General features: G+C 62.4%; 18 protein-coding genes and 1 pseudogene. 13 read left to right on the top strand and 6 right to left on the bottom strand.

The annotated features are described in order from the left end of the window. The first annotated feature begins 11 nt into the window (after positions 1 to 11). The 9 genes and pseudogenes from IH615_RS00455 to IH615_RS00415 form a co-directional block, all read left to right on the top strand. Positions 12 to 2570, top strand: coding sequence for a heavy metal translocating P-type ATPase (locus IH615_RS00455; RefSeq protein WP_291358943.1), 2559 nt, complete (start codon positions 12 to 14; stop codon positions 2568 to 2570). Further along, positions 2567 to 3031 carry a Cu(I)-responsive transcriptional regulator gene (gene cueR / locus IH615_RS00450; protein WP_291358941.1) on the top strand — a complete coding sequence of 155 codons (465 nt, stop codon included), beginning with the start codon at positions 2567 to 2569 and terminating at the stop codon, positions 3029 to 3031. Before IH615_RS00455 ends, cueR begins: the two co-directional genes overlap by 4 nt. A 738-nt stretch (positions 3032 to 3769) precedes the next feature. Next, complete coding sequence (locus IH615_RS00445) at positions 3770 to 4075, top strand: hypothetical protein (protein WP_291358940.1); 306 nt, start codon at positions 3770 to 3772, stop codon at positions 4073 to 4075. A 193-nt stretch (positions 4076 to 4268) separates the two neighbouring features. Continuing rightward, positions 4269 to 4781 (top strand): disulfide bond formation protein B, encoded by a 513-nt coding sequence (locus IH615_RS00440; RefSeq protein WP_291358939.1) that lies wholly within the window; start codon positions 4269 to 4271, stop codon positions 4779 to 4781. Positions 4782 to 4864: 83 nt separating this feature from the next. Then, on the top strand, positions 4865 to 5221 hold the full coding sequence (locus tag IH615_RS00435) for a hypothetical protein (RefSeq protein WP_291358937.1): 357 nt from the start codon (positions 4865 to 4867) through the stop codon (positions 5219 to 5221). Positions 5222 to 5244: 23 nt separating this feature from the next. Continuing rightward, positions 5245 to 5892 carry a L,D-transpeptidase gene (locus IH615_RS00430; protein ID WP_291358936.1) on the top strand — a complete coding sequence of 216 codons (648 nt, stop codon included), beginning with the start codon at positions 5245 to 5247 and terminating at the stop codon, positions 5890 to 5892. Next, positions 5889 to 6587, top strand: a complete 699-nt coding sequence (locus tag IH615_RS00425) for a ferric reductase-like transmembrane domain-containing protein (RefSeq protein WP_291358935.1) — start codon at positions 5889 to 5891, stop codon at positions 6585 to 6587. The genes IH615_RS00430 and IH615_RS00425 overlap by 4 nt, the downstream gene beginning before the upstream one ends. A 110-nt stretch (positions 6588 to 6697) precedes the next feature. Then, a complete protein-coding gene (locus IH615_RS00420) occupies positions 6698 to 6898 on the top strand; it encodes a heavy-metal-associated domain-containing protein (RefSeq protein WP_291358934.1) in 201 nt (66 codons plus the stop codon). A 259-nt stretch (positions 6899 to 7157) separates the two neighbouring features. Further along, a pseudogene (locus tag IH615_RS00415) lies at positions 7158 to 7265 on the top strand (ATPase); the annotation flags it as partial. Here the strand turns inward: IH615_RS00415 and IH615_RS00410 are convergent. After that, positions 7260 to 7583, bottom strand: a complete 324-nt coding sequence (locus tag IH615_RS00410) for a hypothetical protein (RefSeq protein ID WP_291358933.1) — start codon at positions 7581 to 7583, stop codon at positions 7260 to 7262. The pseudogene IH615_RS00415 and the gene IH615_RS00410 sit on opposite strands and share 6 nt — an antisense overlap. 546 nt (positions 7584 to 8129) lie before the next feature. Between IH615_RS00410 and IH615_RS00405 the strand changes: the two genes are divergently transcribed. Next, positions 8130 to 8627: a cytochrome c biogenesis protein CcdA gene (locus tag IH615_RS00405; protein ID WP_291358932.1), complete on the top strand. Its 498-nt coding sequence runs from the start codon at positions 8130 to 8132 to the stop codon at positions 8625 to 8627. A gap of 36 nt (positions 8628 to 8663) precedes the next feature. After that, the gene (locus tag IH615_RS00400; protein ID WP_291358931.1) at positions 8664 to 8999 is read left to right on the top strand and encodes a YnfA family protein; all 336 of its coding nucleotides are present in this window, start codon (positions 8664 to 8666) and stop codon (positions 8997 to 8999) included. A 52-nt stretch (positions 9000 to 9051) separates the two neighbouring features. Here IH615_RS00400 and IH615_RS00395 read toward each other — a convergent pair whose 3' ends face one another. Genes IH615_RS00395 through IH615_RS00385 form a run of 3 tightly spaced genes read right to left on the bottom strand, consistent with a single transcriptional unit; the run spans position 9052 to position 11852 of the window. After that, complete coding sequence (locus tag IH615_RS00395; RefSeq protein WP_291358930.1) at positions 9052 to 9465, bottom strand: Fur family transcriptional regulator; 414 nt, start codon at positions 9463 to 9465, stop codon at positions 9052 to 9054. A gap of 31 nt (positions 9466 to 9496) precedes the next feature. Then, a complete protein-coding gene (locus tag IH615_RS00390; RefSeq protein WP_291359071.1) occupies positions 9497 to 10693 on the bottom strand; it encodes a metal transporter in 1197 nt (398 codons plus the stop codon). 13 nt (positions 10694 to 10706) lie between these two features. Next, entirely contained in the window at positions 10707 to 11852 is a 1146-nt protein-coding gene (locus IH615_RS00385; protein WP_291358929.1) for a multicopper oxidase domain-containing protein, read from the bottom strand. A 155-nt stretch (positions 11853 to 12007) separates the two neighbouring features. Between IH615_RS00385 and IH615_RS00380 the strand changes: the two genes are divergently transcribed. Both IH615_RS00380 and IH615_RS00375 read left to right on the top strand, forming a co-directional pair. Then, positions 12008 to 12289: a copper chaperone PCu(A)C gene (locus IH615_RS00380; protein ID WP_291358928.1), complete on the top strand. Its 282-nt coding sequence runs from the start codon at positions 12008 to 12010 to the stop codon at positions 12287 to 12289. Between the two features lie 495 nt (positions 12290 to 12784). After that, positions 12785 to 13423 carry a transglutaminase-like cysteine peptidase gene (locus IH615_RS00375; RefSeq protein WP_291358927.1) on the top strand — a complete coding sequence of 213 codons (639 nt, stop codon included), beginning with the start codon at positions 12785 to 12787 and terminating at the stop codon, positions 13421 to 13423. A 151-nt stretch (positions 13424 to 13574) separates the two neighbouring features. Here the strand turns inward: IH615_RS00375 and IH615_RS00370 are convergent, their stop codons facing one another. Both IH615_RS00370 and IH615_RS00365 read right to left on the bottom strand, forming a co-directional pair. Then, positions 13575 to 15548 carry a heme lyase CcmF/NrfE family subunit gene (locus IH615_RS00370; protein ID WP_291358926.1) on the bottom strand — a complete coding sequence of 658 codons (1974 nt, stop codon included), beginning with the start codon at positions 15546 to 15548 and terminating at the stop codon, positions 13575 to 13577. A gap of 323 nt (positions 15549 to 15871) precedes the next feature. Beyond that, positions 15872 to 16123, bottom strand: a complete 252-nt coding sequence (locus IH615_RS00365; protein ID WP_291359070.1) for a winged helix-turn-helix domain-containing protein — start codon at positions 16121 to 16123, stop codon at positions 15872 to 15874. Between the last annotated feature and the right edge of the window lie 14 nt (positions 16124 to 16137).

Here is a 16137-nt window from a genome sequence, read left to right as displayed (position 1 = left end):
GACTGCAGAAAATGGCCTCGCAATCAGCATCGATAGAGCTCACTTCACCGAAATTTCCCTCGACCGAATTTCGGGTCGAGGGAATGACGTGCGCCTCTTGCGTCTCCAGAGTTGAGAAGGCCATCCGCGCCGTTCCGGGCGTCGCGTCCGCCAACGTCAACCTGGCGACGGAGAAGGCGACCGTAGCCTTTTCGAGCCAGCCGGATCCGCAGGCGGTCACCGCCGCCATCGCGAAGGCCGGCTATACCACCCCGGAAGAAACACTCGAGCTTCAGGTCGAAGGCATGACCTGTGCGTCCTGCGTGGCGCGGATCGAAAAGGCTCTGGCGGCAGTGCCGGGCGTCACCTCGGCGGCCGTTAACCTGGCAACTGAACGCGCTGTCGTGCGCTACCCTGCCGGTTCGGTGACCCGAGCCGCGCTGGAGAATGCCGTCCGTGTCAGCGGCTACGACGTCATCAAAAGCGCCGAGGGCGCCAAGAGCGACGACGCCGAAGAGCGCCGAGCTGCCGAGATCGGAGCGCTGGGCCGGGCCCTCGCCGTTGCCGCCACATTGACCGTCCCTCTCTTCGTCATGGAGATGGGCTCTCATTACGTGCCGGCAATCCACATGTGGATCATGACCAATATCGGCATGCCGACCAATCTCTACATCCAGTTCGTGCTGGCCACGGTGGTGCTGTTCGGGCCCGGCTTGCGGTTCTTCCGCAAGGGCATCCCCAACCTGCTGCGCCGCACTCCGGACATGAACTCGCTGGTGGTCCTCGGCACGAGCGCGGCCTGGTTCTATTCGATCGTCTCCACCTTCATGCCTTCGGTGCTGCCGAGCGGCACGGCTTACGTCTACTACGAGGCGGCGGCGGTTATCGTCACGCTCATCCTGCTCGGTCGCTTCCTCGAGGCCCGGGCTAAAGGGCGGACCAGCCAAGCGATCAAGCGGCTGGTCGGCCTGCAGCCCAAAACCGCCCGCGTGATCCGGAACGGGACCGTCGTCGAACTCGGCCTGGAACAGGTGGTCGTGGGCGACCGCATCGAGATCCGGCCGGGCGATCGCGTGCCGGTCGACGGCGCGGTGCTGGAAGGCGACTCCTATGTCGATGAATCGATGATCAGCGGCGAACCGGTGCCCGTGCGCAAGACAGTGGGCGCCGAGGTCGTCGGCGGCACCATCAACAAGACCGGCGCCTTCACCTTTGCGGCCACTAAAGTCGGCGCCGACACCGTCCTGGCCCAGATCATCCGCATGGTCGAAGAGGCCCAGGGTTCCAAGCTGCCGATCCAGGCCCTCGTCGACAATGTGACCTCGTGGTTCGTGCCCGCGGTTATCGCCGCGGCGGTGTTGACCTTCGCGGCCTGGTACGTGTTAGGCCCATCGCCGGCGCTGACCTTCGCGCTCGTCAACGCCGTCGCCGTGCTCATCATCGCCTGCCCGTGCGCCATGGGTCTGGCAACCCCGACCTCGATCATGGTCGGCACTGGTCGTGCGGCGGAACTCGGCATCCTCTTCCGCAAGGGCGAGGCGCTCCAGACTCTGCGCTCGGCCCAGGTCGTGGCGCTCGATAAGACCGGCACCCTCACCAAGGGTAAGCCCGAACTTACCGACCTGACGGTCCGGACCGGTTTCGATCGTGGCGAGGTGCTGCGGCTGATCGCTAGCATCGAGACCAAGTCCGAGCATCCCATTGCCGAAGCCATCGTCGCCGCCGCGGAGCGGGACGGACTGGCGCTGTCCGAGGTCACGGCCTTTGATGCGGAGCCTGGATTCGGGGTCGCGGGCACCGTCTCCGGAAAGCGTGTATTGGTCGGGGCGGACCGGGCCATGGCCAAGGCTGGGATCGACGTCTCCGAGTTCGCCGGCGTTGCCGGGATGCTTGGCGACGAAGGCAAGTCGCCGCTCTATGCCGCCATCGACGGTCAACTGGCCGCCATTATCGCTGTCTCCGATCCGATCAAGGAGACCTCGGTCGATGCTATCCGTGCCCTGCACGACCTCGGCCTGCGCGTTGCGATGATCACCGGCGACAATGGCCGGACCGCGCAAGCCGTCGCCAAGCGGCTCGGGATCGACGAGGTGGTCGCCGAGGTCCTTCCGGACGGCAAAGTGGACGCCATCAAGCGGCTACGGGCCGGCAATCGCGTCGTGGCCTTCGTCGGGGACGGGATCAACGATGCCCCTGCCCTGGCTGAAGCCGATGTCGGCCTGGCCGTCGGCACCGGTACCTATATCGCGATCGAAAGCGCAGACGTCGTCCTGATGTCCGGCGATCTCCGCGGCGTGGTCAACGCGATCGCCATCTCCAAGGCGACGATCGGGAACATCAAGCAGAACCTGTTCTGGGCCTTTGCGTACAACGTGACGCTGATCCCGGTTGCCGCCGGCATCCTCTACCCCATCAACGGGACGCTCCTGTCGCCGATCTTGGCCGCGGGCGCCATGGCCCTCTCGAGTGTATTCGTTCTGGGCAACGCACTGCGCTTGCGGCGGTTCGCGGCGCCCCTTGCCCTCACCCAGGAGACGCGTACGCGTGCCTCCGCATCCGACGGTATTGACATTCTGGAGCCTGCATCATGAATATCGGCGAAGCTTCCAAGGCGAGCGGCGTCTCCACCAAGATGATCCGCTACTACGAATCCATCGGCCTGATCAAAGCGCCACTGCGCACTGAGTCAGGATACCGGGTCTATTCCGACAACGACGTGCACGCGTTGCGCTTCATCAGCCAGGCCCGCGATCTCGGGTTTTCGGTGGAGCAGATGGGGAGCCTCTTGGCGCTTTGGCGGGACCGCAGTCGCGCGAGCGCCGACGTCAAGTCGATCGCGCTCGAGCATATTCGGGCACTCGACGAGAAGGCTCGAGCGCTTCAAGCGATGAGTAAGACCTTGCGGCACCTTGCCGACCATTGCCATGGCGACGACCGTCCTGACTGCCCGATCATCGAAGGATTCGCCGCGGCCGCGGCGCCGACGCCGAAGAAGCGGCAGCCACGCTTCGGCGTCACGGGGATCACGCCGGATCGGGCGCACGCCAACTAACTTCCACTGTCACAACGCGATGACAGGCCGCGGCTCATCATGGCCCGCGGCCTCTTGCGTGCTATTCGCCGACCTGCCGCAGCAGGGGAGCTGGCAGGCCCGAGCGCACCGGACCTCGCCTCTGCCTCATCAACACCACCTACTAGGTCGGAACCGCGATCGGATTAGCGGTCATGGTCGCACTGGCGGCGTCGGTGGCGCCCACGGCGGAACCGAAACCGGGGACCTGCCGCCCGCTTCCAGACCGCGTTCTTCGGTGCCGCGGTGGCGGCCTTCCTGGGCGCGGCGGCGGCGCTGCTGTTCGTGCACAGTTTCGCACCCCAGCGTGAAGTGCCGGTGGGCTGACGAGCGCGTCGGACCGGCGCATGCCGGCCTGGCCTCATCTAAAGGAGCAATACGCTAATCGATTGCCAAAACTGATCGTTGGTAGCCGAGGAAGCAAAAGCTCCAACGGGCGTATGCGCAGGTCTTTTACGACACCTTTTCAGGTTAGCGCGAGACGCTCGCCGATCTCCTCGCTCTTCCACAGGGAGCGTAGCGGGCCTCCAGGGGCAAATCGGAGCCAACAAGGGCACGCACAGCGGGCGACGTTCCCCCCGCATAGATATGCTCCGAGCGTCGTCGTGCGACAAACTTGTGTCTGGACCGCATCGTCGAACCCCGCCACAATGCCGCCGTCTATATCCTGCGATATGGTGCATGATTCCACGATCGGTCCAACTTCTGCTGAAGAGCCTCATGCTGGCAATGGTGGTTGCTGGGCTGGCGCTCGTGCCGTTGTGGCAATCGGTAGGCCATGCCAGTGAAGTCGAGCATTCGGTGATGGTTGTTCAGGAAGCCGATGCCAGGTCGAGCCAAGACCACTTCAGCGCAAATAATGCAGGTCATCACGTTGCCGCTGACCATGCGCACGAATTGCCCATGCTACGGCTAGCGGGCCTGCCCCAAGCCGCGATATCACGCGAGCGCTGGGGCTTCCCTGCGCCTGTGATTAGCGACGGCACCGAGCCTTACGATCCAGAGCAACCTCCTAGACGCATCTGAGCAATCGACCGCGGAACGACGACGTTCCGCGCGCAATGCTTTGATGAGGTCTAATCATGCTGAACTTTGTGCTGTCGCGGGGCTTTATGCCCCTCCGACAGACCCCCATTAGCGCTGGGGCGCTAATCGACAAATCCCAACCCAACACCCGGGTGGTAGAACAGGTCCCAAGTCGGTGGACACTGGTGCTGCCATGGGTGTGATCTCTGGCTATCCAGATCCGGCGCGTGTGGCGCTGGGACTCGCCACCGCGACGATCCTCGGGGCGCTGGCCTCCGAAATCCTTGGGGGCCTGGTGCCATGTGAGTTGTGCCTGACACAGCGCTTGCCTTACTATTTTGGTATCCCGCTTCTGCTCGCGAGCCTTCTCGCACCTGCCAGGAGTGTCCGCGTTGGATTGAGACTTTGCGCCCTGGCTTTCTTTCTGTGGGGAACCTATCTCGGCGTCTACCATGCGGGAGTGGAGTGGAAACTCTGGTCCGGTCCGACCGCATGTACAGGAACCGGCTCGGATGTCAGTTTTGATGCCATGGCCGACTTGAACAATGCCCGCGTTGTCCCCTGCGACCAAGTCCAGTTCCGTTTCCTCGGCTTGAGTCTGGCTGGTTGGAACGCGGGGCTCTCGTTGCTGATCTCGGTCCTGGTAGGATTCTCACTTGGCCTGCGCAAGGCGGGCGCCGAGCCAACCCGCCAAACCCAGCCATGAGGCGCGATTCGCTCCGACATCGTCAATCGACCTGGCAGCTTATGGCTTGGCTACCGGTTGTAGCACTCTTCGCGATTATCGCCATGTTGGCCGCGCCAGCGCTGCTTTCTGTGATCTCCCCGCGGCAGCCTGCATCAGCGTCGCGCGGTACCATTGAGCTGGATCGCTGGACGCTGTCGGCCGCTGTGAGTTCCCAGCCGTCACAGGCGTTGCTAGTGGATGTCGAACTGTTCGCTAAGGATCAGGACAACATGCGGCCGCCGCCTTGGCCGGTCATCTCCGCATTCATGCGCGGGCACGCCATGACCGGGCGTCCGCGGACGCGCGCGCTCGGCCCCACCCGTTTTCAGGCCATTCTCGAACCCGCCATGGCAGGCGCCTGGACGGTCGAGATCGAGGCCGACGGCAACTCGCTACAAATCCCCATAACGGTTCGCTAACTGCATAATACAAGAGGTATCCAATGCAACGACGCCACTTTATCGCTGGTCTGACGGCCATGTCGGCTCTGCCGATGACCTTAAATCGCACGCACGCCCAGCAGGCGACGGCGTTAACGGCGGATCCCGATGCGCCACTTTACGCCGGTATTCATGGGGAAGCGTTCGATATTCCACCGGTTGACGTCAGTCTGATCCGTCCGGGCTACCGGCGACAACTCACCGACTATACGACGACCGAGCGCCCAGGCACGATCGTCGTCGATACTGCGCACCGCTACCTCTATTTGGTGGCAGAGGGCGGCAAGGCCATGCGTTATGGGGTTGGCATCGGGCGTGATGGCTTCACCTGGTCGGGGCGTGGGGAAATTCGCCTGAAGCGGGAGTGGCCCACTTGGACCCCACCGTCCGAAATGATCGTGCGGCAGCCCGAACTTGAACCCTACCGGAACGGTATGGCTCCGGGGCTGGACAACCCACTGGGCGCTAGGGCGCTCTATATTTTCCAGGACGGGCGCGACACGCTTTATCGCGTACATGGCACCAGCGATCCGACCACCATCGGGCTGGCGGTGTCCAGCGGTTGTGTCCGGCTGATCAATCAAGACGTCATAGACCTGTACAGCCGCGTTCCCGTGGGCAGTGCGATCGTGGTCCAGCAAACAGCATGAAGACACCCGTGCGACATCTGGTGGTCCTGGTCGCTGCCGCTGTGGCGGTGTTGCTGTTTGGATGGCTAAGGGGTGAGTGGGACCCGATGCACCGCTGGAACAGGGCCTTTGGCGACACCGCCTTCATTCTTATTGCCCTCACCATGGCTCTGGGTCCTATCGTGACGCTGCTTCCGCGCGCGTCACCCGTTCTTCCCTGGCGTCGAGAACTGGGCGTCTATTCCGGTGTTGCCGCCACACTGCATACGGCAATCGTGTTCATTGGCTGGTTTGGCCTCGATCTTTGGCGGCTCAGCGGTTTCGCTTTTCATCCGACCCTTCAACGCTACGTGCTGGCGGAACATGGCCTCGGCCTTGCCAACTGGATTGGACTATTTGCCTTGGTTCCAGCCATCGGGCTGGCACTGATCAGCAATGATCGCGCAATTGTCCTGTTTGGACCAAGAACGTGGAAGTGGCTTCAGTCGGCGGCCAGCGCCATCTGGATCCTCGTGGTGCTCCACGCGGGATATTTCCTCCTCATGCACTTCCTGCACTATCACCGGCCTGACCCTCCACCCAATCCGGTCACCTGGTTTGTCGTCGGCCTGACGTTGTCCGTGCAGGTTTTGCGCTGGTGCGCGACCTATGTGGTTTGGCGCAGAGCCCGCAGGGGTCGCGACAAAATACCGAGCGTCGCGATAGATGCCGCGTGAGGCGGACACCGCAGCGATCAATCAATCCCGAACTGCATCTAGATGCGTCTTTGACCTTCCTACTGTGGGGAAGCCCACATTCCTCCCGTTACATTTTCTCGGAGTCGTTCATGTACAAGTTTAAAGTCAACGACATGACCTGCGGCCATTGCGCTTTGAGCGTAGACAAGGCGGTGAAGGCCGTCGATCCTGGGGCACAGGTCAGAATAGACCTCAAGGCGCACCATGTCGAAATCCAGAGCGACAAGCCTGCATCGGTGTTCGCCACTGCAATCACCGATGCCGGCTATACTGCTATACCGCAGCCATGAGCACCAAGGGCAGGCCCCAAGCCTGCCCGCATTCATCACGGAGATACGAACACATCGTGAAGGCGCTCGTTGGCCTGGCGTTCTCTTCATCAAGAGCATCTGGCCGGATCGCGAGCGCGACTATCAGCGTTCGCGATCGGAAGCCGAGGGGCCATGAGCGGCCATCAACACATCGCTTGACCTTGCCACCGCGGAAAGTCTCATCTAGGAGCGCCACGGCCCTCTCGCAGGAGCATAACCATGCCAATCAGCCCTCCATGGCGAGCAGGGGCGCATGGCAGACTATATGGTCCGACTGGACTTCGTCGTGCTCGATGAACTGGGCTATCTGCCCTTCGCCCAGTCCAGAGGCCAGTTGCTGTTACACAATTTCGGCTTTAATCGCTCGATGGCTGATATGACGCGACAGCAACACAATAAGCGTGGGCCAAAACATCGTATTGGCGATGTCTTTAATGCCGCCATCGAAAAATAGTGCCCAGGACCCATGCAGGCCGTGAAATGCGTCGAGATATTCGTTGACCATCTGCAGGGCTAATACAACGAGCCATGGCACCCAACTACCAAGCGATTTTCGCAGGAGAACGGCGGCAAGGAGGAAGATGGCGATACCAATGTGGATGTGAAGCGCGTCTTTGCTGAGGTCCAGCAGTTGACTCAGTTCTGTCTTGAATGAATTCCACATGCGAACGCTCCGCCACAGCGGCGAAGCATGACACAGAGTGGTTTACAATGTTTTTCAGGGCGCTGCTAAGTTTCAATCGCCGCATGCGAAAAGTTGTGCCTGGACCAAAGCAAAAGGGTGGCATGACCCTCGTTGAGGCGAACGTGCCGATGTTGAAGCCGAGCGCCCGCAACATGAGCACCCACCGAATCTCCGACCTGTTGGAGACAAGCGCCGGAACAATAGCCAGTAGCGTGCTTTGGTTTGGCGAAATCCGAAAATGGACCTTGCGCCGGTGAGAAAAGTGAACCGAGACCAGAAATACTGCGGTCCTCTGGCGCGATGCAAAATGAGGCGATGCTCCCAATTGCGGACGAGAGGAGACGCCTGGTGACGTCGATTAGGCCGGGGAAGCGGAACCCACTGCTCCGTTCCAGACTGCATGTTATGCGAATCCGCCGACCGCTTCGCGCCCGGCCCATGTCGGACGTTCAGCAGGGCTGAGCCATCTCCCGAAAGCATAGGTAGTCGGGCTTGCTCTGAGTGTGAGGCAGGTTCCCTGATGTGATGGCAGCCATCCTGATGATCGCGGTCGGCGCGGTCCTGCTCGTGCCACATTTACAAACCCGCTTTGCGACCGCTGCGGGACCGGTCGCCAACTGGACTGAGCATCGCTTCGGCAAGTTCTCGACGGCCGGCGTCGGCGGGCAGTTCGGCGTCGGCCTGTTGATGGGCGCCGTTTGGACGCCGTGCGTTGGGCCAACACTTGGCGCTGCCTCGCTGATGGCTGCCCGGGGAGAGAACCTGGTCGAAGTCGCCATCACCATGATGGCGTTCGGCGTGGGCACGGCGGTGCCGCTTCTCATCCTGGTCATGCTGTCGCGCGAGTTGCTGCTTCGCTGGCGTGGTGGCATGGTCCGGGCAGCGTCGACGCTCAAGATGGTTCTCGGCGCCCTCCTGGTGACGGCCGGCACCCTGACGCTGACCGGCCTAGATCGTCCGATCCAAACGGCGCTTACCGCTGGTGCGCCCGGTTGGCTGACCGCGTTGACGACGAGCATTTGATGGTGTCAACCAACCTGACCTAATCGGGAGGCGGCCATGCCCATCGTCGTGACCACTGGACTGATCTACGCCGGTGCGGCGCTGGCAGAGATCGCCGGATGCTTTGCGTTCTGGGTGTGGCTGCGCCAGGGGCAGTCGCCGATCTGGCTGGCGGCGGGCATCCCGTCACTGATCGCATTCGCCTGGCTGCTGACGCTAGCGCCGGCCGAGCACGCAGGCCGCGCCTATGCTGCCTATGGCGGCGTCTACATTGTCGCGTCGCTGCTTTGGCTGTGGCTGATAGACGGGACGGCCCCGGACCGCTGGGATCTTGTTGGGGGTGCGCTCGCATTGGTCGCCACCGCGATCATCCTTTTCGCACCGCGCTGGTGACTGACGTGCCCACTGACTGCCCCTTTTGGGCGCTGCAAACTACCGCGGCAGCTTAGCGCGCTCGAACGCCATATAGCTCAAGGCGGTGGCCGGTTAGCCGATAGCCAAGGCGAAGGGCAATGGCTTGCTGTAGCCGTTCGATCTCGGGGTCGCAGAACTCAACGATGGCGCCGCTTTCCTTATCGATCAGGTGGTCGTGGTGAGGGCGACCGGCCAATTCATAGTGGCAACGACCGTCCGGGAACGCGTGCTCGATGACCATGCCGGCATCGCGCAGCACGCGGAGCGTTCGATACACGGTCGCCAACGAGATCCGATCATGCTGGTGGGCTGCGTCTGCGTGTATCTGCTCGGCGTTCGGGTGCCCCTGTCCCTCCACCATGACCTGGGCGATAACCCGGCGCTGCCCCGTCAGCTTGATGCCCTTTATCCGGCATTCGGCGATGAAACTCTCAACTGACGCCATCGGCACGACACTCCTCGCTGGTTGCTCCGCCTCAGATCTTGATGATGGCGGCGGTGAGATACATGAAGCCGATGCCGGCGAGGAAGCCGCCAAGCACGGCCGGGGAGAAGAGCGGCGAGCGGGCGCCCTTGTTGGAGCGCAGCAGATAGGCGCCGACTTCGACGATGACCTGGGCGATGGCGCCGGCCCCCACAGCGAGGGCCAGGGCGGACCATTGCGGCGCATAGGCGAGACTGCCCAGCCACAGGCCGAAGACGGCGGGTGCGCCGGCGAGCAATGCCAGGGCGGCAAAGCTCCAGAGCGGTGGGCGGACCTTCAGGATGGGGGCGGCGATGCCGATGCCTTCGGTGACGTTGTGAACGGCAAAGCCCAGCACCAGGAAAGTGCCGAGGCCCGCCGAACCGGCCGCGAAAGCCGCGCCGATGGCCAGGCCCTCGCCGAAATTGTGCAGCCCGATGCCCAGCGCGATGAAGAAGGACAGCGACAGGCCGGCCGGCGTGCCGCGCCAGCGCCCGATGGCCATCAGGATGAGGAAGCTGGCCAGCGCCGCCAGCACCACCATGGATGAGCCCTGGAACATGGCGGCGGATTCGGCGCTCAGTTCCAGCGCCTCGAAGGTCATGTCGACGAGCAGGAAAGCCAGGAGGCCGATGGTGAGGGCCAGGAGGGCATTCATGCCAGTCTGGCCGACGCCGCGCAGCGCCGGATAGCACATGAGGCCAATGGCGACTGGCAGGACGCCGACGATGATGCCGATCAGGGCCTGCTGCCAGAGCATCGACTGGGTGGGGACCGGGGTCGGCACGGCGACGGCGATTTCGTGGGCGAAGGCGGTGCCGGTATTGGTGATGATGTTGACGACATGCGCTTCGCCGAGCACCCAGGGATAGGCGAGGTCGAGCCAGGCCGTGTTGCCGCGGGCGATCGGGCCGGGCGGGTTTTGGGTGAAGTTCCAATAGGCATCGTCGACCTGCACCTGGGCAATCGACATCGGCTCGGAGCCGCCGGCGCGGACCAGGACATGGATGCCGGTATCGTCGAGCACAGTGCGCTCATAGGTCAGCGCCTCGACGGGTGGCGCGCCATTGTTGAAGTTGCGCAGCGGATCGGTGGAGGCGATCCAGGCGATGGCCAGCAAGAGCAGTCCGAGCGGCAGCAGCAGCCAGAGAAGGGCCCTACCTTTGCCGGTGGTGGTCGTCGTGGCCGAGGGGGACATCACTTCGGTCATATCGTTCATCGGCTCAGCCCTCCACTACGTCGAACATGCCCATCCAGCCCAGTTCGGTGAACTCGGTCTGGTGCGGGTGGAACATGTAGCTGCCGGCTTCGTGTTCCTTGAACGAGAATTCGAGGATGCCGCGCTGGGCCTGGCACTGCATGATGAGGTCGACGGTGCGCAGCGTCGGGGTCAGATTGGTGCCGGTGTCGAAATAGTCGAAGAAATTGGCGTGCAGGTGAAACGAGTTGATCGGGTCGAACTCGGTGACGTTGACCAGGTAGATCCTGACCGGCCTGGACTTGACGATGCGGATCGGCGTCCGGGCGTAGGCGTGGGCGATGGTGTTGACGGCGTAGAATTCGTTCTCGTTGTCGAAATTGGTGTCGAAGGCATTCATCACCATGACCATTTCCTGCCAGCCGGCATTCTCGGGCGTGCCGAGCAGGCGGGAGGCGGCGACGTCGGCGAATTCGGGATGCAGCGCCGGATCGGGGTCGATGATGAAGGCGCCGTACATGCCCTTGTGCATGTGCCGTTTCAGCGGCAGCGCGTGGCAGTGATAGAGGTGGCAGCCGAACGGCCTGGCGTCGAATTCGTAGACGAACTCCTCGCCCGGATTGATCAGGCCGGCGCCGGGGACACCGTCCATGCGGGCGGAATGGATGCCATGGAAATGCATCGAATGCGGATGGGAGCCATAGTTCTTGAACACGACCCGCAGGCGCTCGCCCTCCTTCGCCCGCAGCGCCGGGCCTGGCACGCGGCCATTGAAGGTCCAGGCCGGGAACATGACTCCTGGAGCGATCTCGATTTCCTTGTCGATCGCTTCGATCTCGAAAGTGCGGAGGGTCTGGCCATCCTCCATGGTGGACAGCGTGCCGGTCTCCCACTCGGTCAGCATGGTGGTGGGATCGAAGCCATTGGCGGCGTGGTCCACCATGCCGACCGTGATCATGTCGCCGTGGGCGCCGCTATGCGAGCTGGGCGCGGCGTAGGGATCGGCGGGGGTCGTGGCCTCATCCGCCGGCATGGTGCCCATGTCGTGCCCCGGCATATCCTGAGCCACTGCGGTGTTGACGAGGGCAGCAGCCCCGCCAGCGGCGACAAGGCCACCAATCAGCAGGCTCCGGCGGGTCACCGTTTCGGGGGCAAGTTCGTTATTCGACATATGGCATCCAAGATGCGAACCGTTCGCAAATGATCCCTATCGCCTTTCGCATCCGTCTTGCAAGTAGGAATTAATTGCAAAAACCCGCTGGCCTGCCTATTGCTGCCCGGAAGGCGTCAACGACCGCATCGGGTGCCGGGCCCCAGGAGGACGAAATGAAACTGTTGCCGCTTGCCACCACAATCCTGCTGGCGTTGACCGGGTCCGCCGGCGGGCATGAGTTCAAGGTGGCCGATGTTGAGATCACACACCCTTATCTTGCCGCTACCCTTCCGGGAGCCAAGACTGCCGCAGCCTACATGATCCTGACCAATACCGGACCGGAGCCGGATCGCCTGCTCGCTATCGAGACCGATGCTGCGGTCAGGGTGGAATTCCACCAAAGCGTCGTGACGGCGTCTCCAGGATGCGTCGGGGCCAACCTTCGAGGAAGTTGACCTCGCCACGCAGAACTTGCCAGCTACAACTTAAGACCTCGACATCGCTTCGGCAGAGATTGGCGTTTGGTCGGCGACGGGACTTTGACGTTCGAAGGCGCGCCTTACCGCGCCTATCGCAATTTTCAACGATCTGCCGGCAGCTTTTTCGCGCAATTCGACCGAGCCACTCATGGCCGCCGCTGCGCGGGTCGCCGGTTTGCAGCACCACGGCTAAAGCTCGATGACCGGTGCAGCGCACCCACATGGGCGATCTGAGTACTACAACAGCATGATGAAGGTGGTCGCGCAGATGGATCGATGATCGAGGCCCGCACCAAGGTAACGCATGCCAAGCGCTAGCACATTTGAGCGAATAGCGCCCGCGCACCCAGCCACCTGATGCTTAACGACATCTTCGCGTTCTGCGCTGAATTCGATTTAAAATTTAGTAGCATTGTTCCGCGAGCGCAAATCTCGCCTTCGTAGCCTCGTCCTGCGTAGGGAGACGAGACTATGTCCCGCAGAGTAATTGCAGCTTTCGTTTTTGCCACTATGTTTTTGGTGCCTTCTACCGTAGCTCTGGCGATAGACTTAGCCAACCCGGCGTTTGCGCCTTCAGGGGAACTCACAAGTATTCCAATCGGGCACATGGAGTTCTGTCGCTCCCGTCCTCTTGAATGCGTCCGCAATCCCGTTATGGTTCCAGCAGTCGCCCTGGATCAGGTCCTTTGGAGCGAACTCCTTGGGATCAACGCCCGATACAATGCCGAGGTTCGTCCTGTCTCGGACGACGATCTATACCAGGTTGCGGAGTTTTGGACCTATCCCAACCGAGCGGGCGACTGCGAAGACTATGTTTTGGCAAAGCGCCGCGCGCTTTTGGACGCAGGATGGCCGGCAAGCACCCTGCTGATCGCTGTGGTGAGGCAAGCCAGCGGAGAAGGGCACGCCGTTTTGATGGTTCGTACGGATCGTGGAGATCTTGTGCTTGATAATCAGGATAGCAAGATCCTGACATGGTCGGAGACCCCATATTTCTACATCAAACGCCAGTCCCAAGCTGACGCCGGTCAGTGGGTCGATCTTCAAGATAATCGCTCGACCATAGTGGCCCAAAGCGCTGACGCGGCGGTCGGCGCGACGCAACCCTGATCACATGTGGAACACTTCAAAGGACAGCAGTCCGGCAATCGCTAGGCAGGGGTCAGCAGTGCGCCGGAACACCTGGTCGATCCGCCAAGACGACCGAGAAAATCAGCGCTGTCGACCATCGCTATCGCTTGTCCCTACTTCGGCTACCCGCTCATTCAGCGGGTTGCCGAATGGTTCTGACCGACACGCGCGGCACTCCAATACGATGGCGGCGATCGGAGAGGGAGAGCACCCCCGCTGCAGCCATCAATATCGCACCAAACCAGATCAGGGTGATGTAGGGCTTGTGCCAGACACGGATGACATGTGTCGTGTCCAGCGGCTCGCCGAGCTGGAGGTAGAGTTGAGAGAGATAGTAAGTTTCGATTGCCGCCTCGGTGGTCGGCATGCCGCTGGCGACATAGGTGCGACGTTCGGCGGTGAGCTGTCGAGTGTCGCCGGAAGGCGACGTAACGGTAAAGTGCCCCTCATCGGCAACATAGTTGGGGCCTGGCACCTGCTCGAAACTGTCGAAGGCGACGATGTAGCCCGAAAGCTCGGCGCTTTCCCCCGGATTGAGCGTGGTCACCAGTTCGGTTTCCCAGGCGGACGTGGCGACGATGCCGAGCACGGTGATGCCGATGCCGAAATGCGCCAAAGCCGTCGACCAGGCCGAGCGCGGCAGGCCGACGAGCCGACGCCAGCTCTCCACCAAGGGAATGCGGCCCAGCTTGCTGCGGTCGATCAGTTCGGCGACGGCGCCAAAGGCGACCCAGAAGCCGAGCAGCAGGCCCAGCGGCGCCAGTGAAATCGACACGCCACCCAGCGCCGAGATGAGGATGGTGCAGAAGATCGCCAGCGCCGCCGCTCCGATCAACCGTTGCGCTGCCCCGACGATATCGGCCCGTTTCCACGCCAGCAGCGGCCCGAAGGGCAGCACCAGCAGCAGTGGCGACATCAGCGCGCCGAAGGTGAGATTAAAGAAAGGCGCCCCGACCGAGATGGTGGTGCCGGTCAGCGCATCGAGCAGCAGCGGATAGAGCGTACCGACCAGCACGGCGCCAAGGGCGCTGGCGAGGAACAGGTTGTTGAGGATCAGCGCGCCCTCGCGGCTGACCGGCGCGAAGAGACCGCCCTGCCGCAAGGAAGAGGCCCGTAGCGCGAAGAGCATGAAGGCGCCGCCAATGACCAGCGCCAGCAGCGTCAGGATCACCAGCCCGCGCGTCGGATCGCTGGCGAAGGTATGGACCGAGGTGAGGATGCCGGATCGGACCAGGAAGGTACCGAGCAGCGACAGGGAGAAGGTGATGATGGACAGAAGAATCGTCCAGATCTTGAGCGCATTGCGCTTCTCCATCACCAGCGCCGAATGCAGTAGGGCCGTGCCGGCGAGCCAAGGCATGAAGCTGGCATTTTCCACCGGATCCCAGAACCACCAGCCGCCCCAGCCGAGCTCGTAATAGGCCCAGTAGGAGCCCATGGCGATGCCCAGGGTGAGGAAGGTCCAGCTCAGCATGGTCCAGGGCCGCACCCAGCGCGCCCAGGCCTGGTCAATGCGGCCCGAGATCAGCGCAGCCACCGCGAAAGAGAAGCAGATCGAGAAGCCGACATAGCCGGCATAGAGCAGCGGCGGATGGATGGCGAGACCGATATCCTGGAGGACCGGATTGAGGTCATTGCCCTCGAAGGGGGGCGGAAAGACGCGCTCGAACGGATTGGAGGTGAACAGCGTGAAGCCGGCAAAGGCCGCGGTGAGCAGGCTCTGCGTCGCCAACACCAGCGCCAGCAGGTCGTTGGGCAGGCGCCGGCCGAAGGCAGCGACCATGGCGCCGAAGGCGACGAGGATGAGGATCCAGAGGAGCATCGAGCCCTCGTGATTGCCCCAGACGCCGGAGATCTTGAACAGCAGGGGCTTGAGCGAATGGGAATTGTTGACGGCCAACGCCAGGCTGAAGTCCGAGGTGACGAAGGCCTGGATCAGTGCCAGGAAGGCCACCGTGACCAGCACGAATTGCAGCACGGCTCCCTGGCACAGCACCATGGCGATGCGCTGGCCGGGCCGCCAGAACGCATAACCGCCGATCGTCGAGACGGCAGCTATGGCGAAGGCGAGTACCAATGCGAAATGCCCCAATTCGATCGACATGAGGCAACTCCCTATGGACATAAACAGAAAGCCGGGCGGTTTGAACCGGCGGCGGCATCACCGCGAAGCATATAAAGTGAATACGACAGAAAACCATAGCACCTGTCATTTACGCAGCGCGCGGGTCTCAGACTGACATACGAACTGGCGGACAATCGCAATCATCTCAAACGCCCCGCCGTTCATGGACAATCGACATGCGCCAGCGATCCCCCAAAGCCGTCTGGTCGAGCAGCGAGAGCGACTGCGTCCCCTTGACTCACGCCAACGCGTGCGCGCGGCACGCCAGTTCCCCGGTTGAGCGTGCAGGGCGTCGCACAGATCTAGCGAGGCAACGCCTTTGACGTGAGCATGAGCATATCCTCCAGAAAGGTCCTGACGTGTCCATCGGCAAGCCTTAAGGACCCACGCTTTCCCGCTCGAACTCCGGTAACCAGACGCGCCGCTCGCAAAACCCTAAAGTGCTGACTTACCAGCGAGCGGGATAGGTCGAGATCCAGCGCGACGTTGCGTGCCGACTGGGGCCGGTCAAGACAGCAGAGCAGGATGCGCAAGCGCGCAGGACTGCCCAGCACCCTGAAAGTCGCAG

Origin of the sequence: Devosia sp. (genome assembly GCF_014860165.1) — a bacterium.
Lineage (GTDB): Bacteria > Pseudomonadota > Alphaproteobacteria > Rhizobiales > Devosiaceae > Devosia.
The sequence above is the reverse complement of the archived record's forward strand: the minus strand, read 5'-3'. Positions and strand labels throughout refer to the sequence as shown.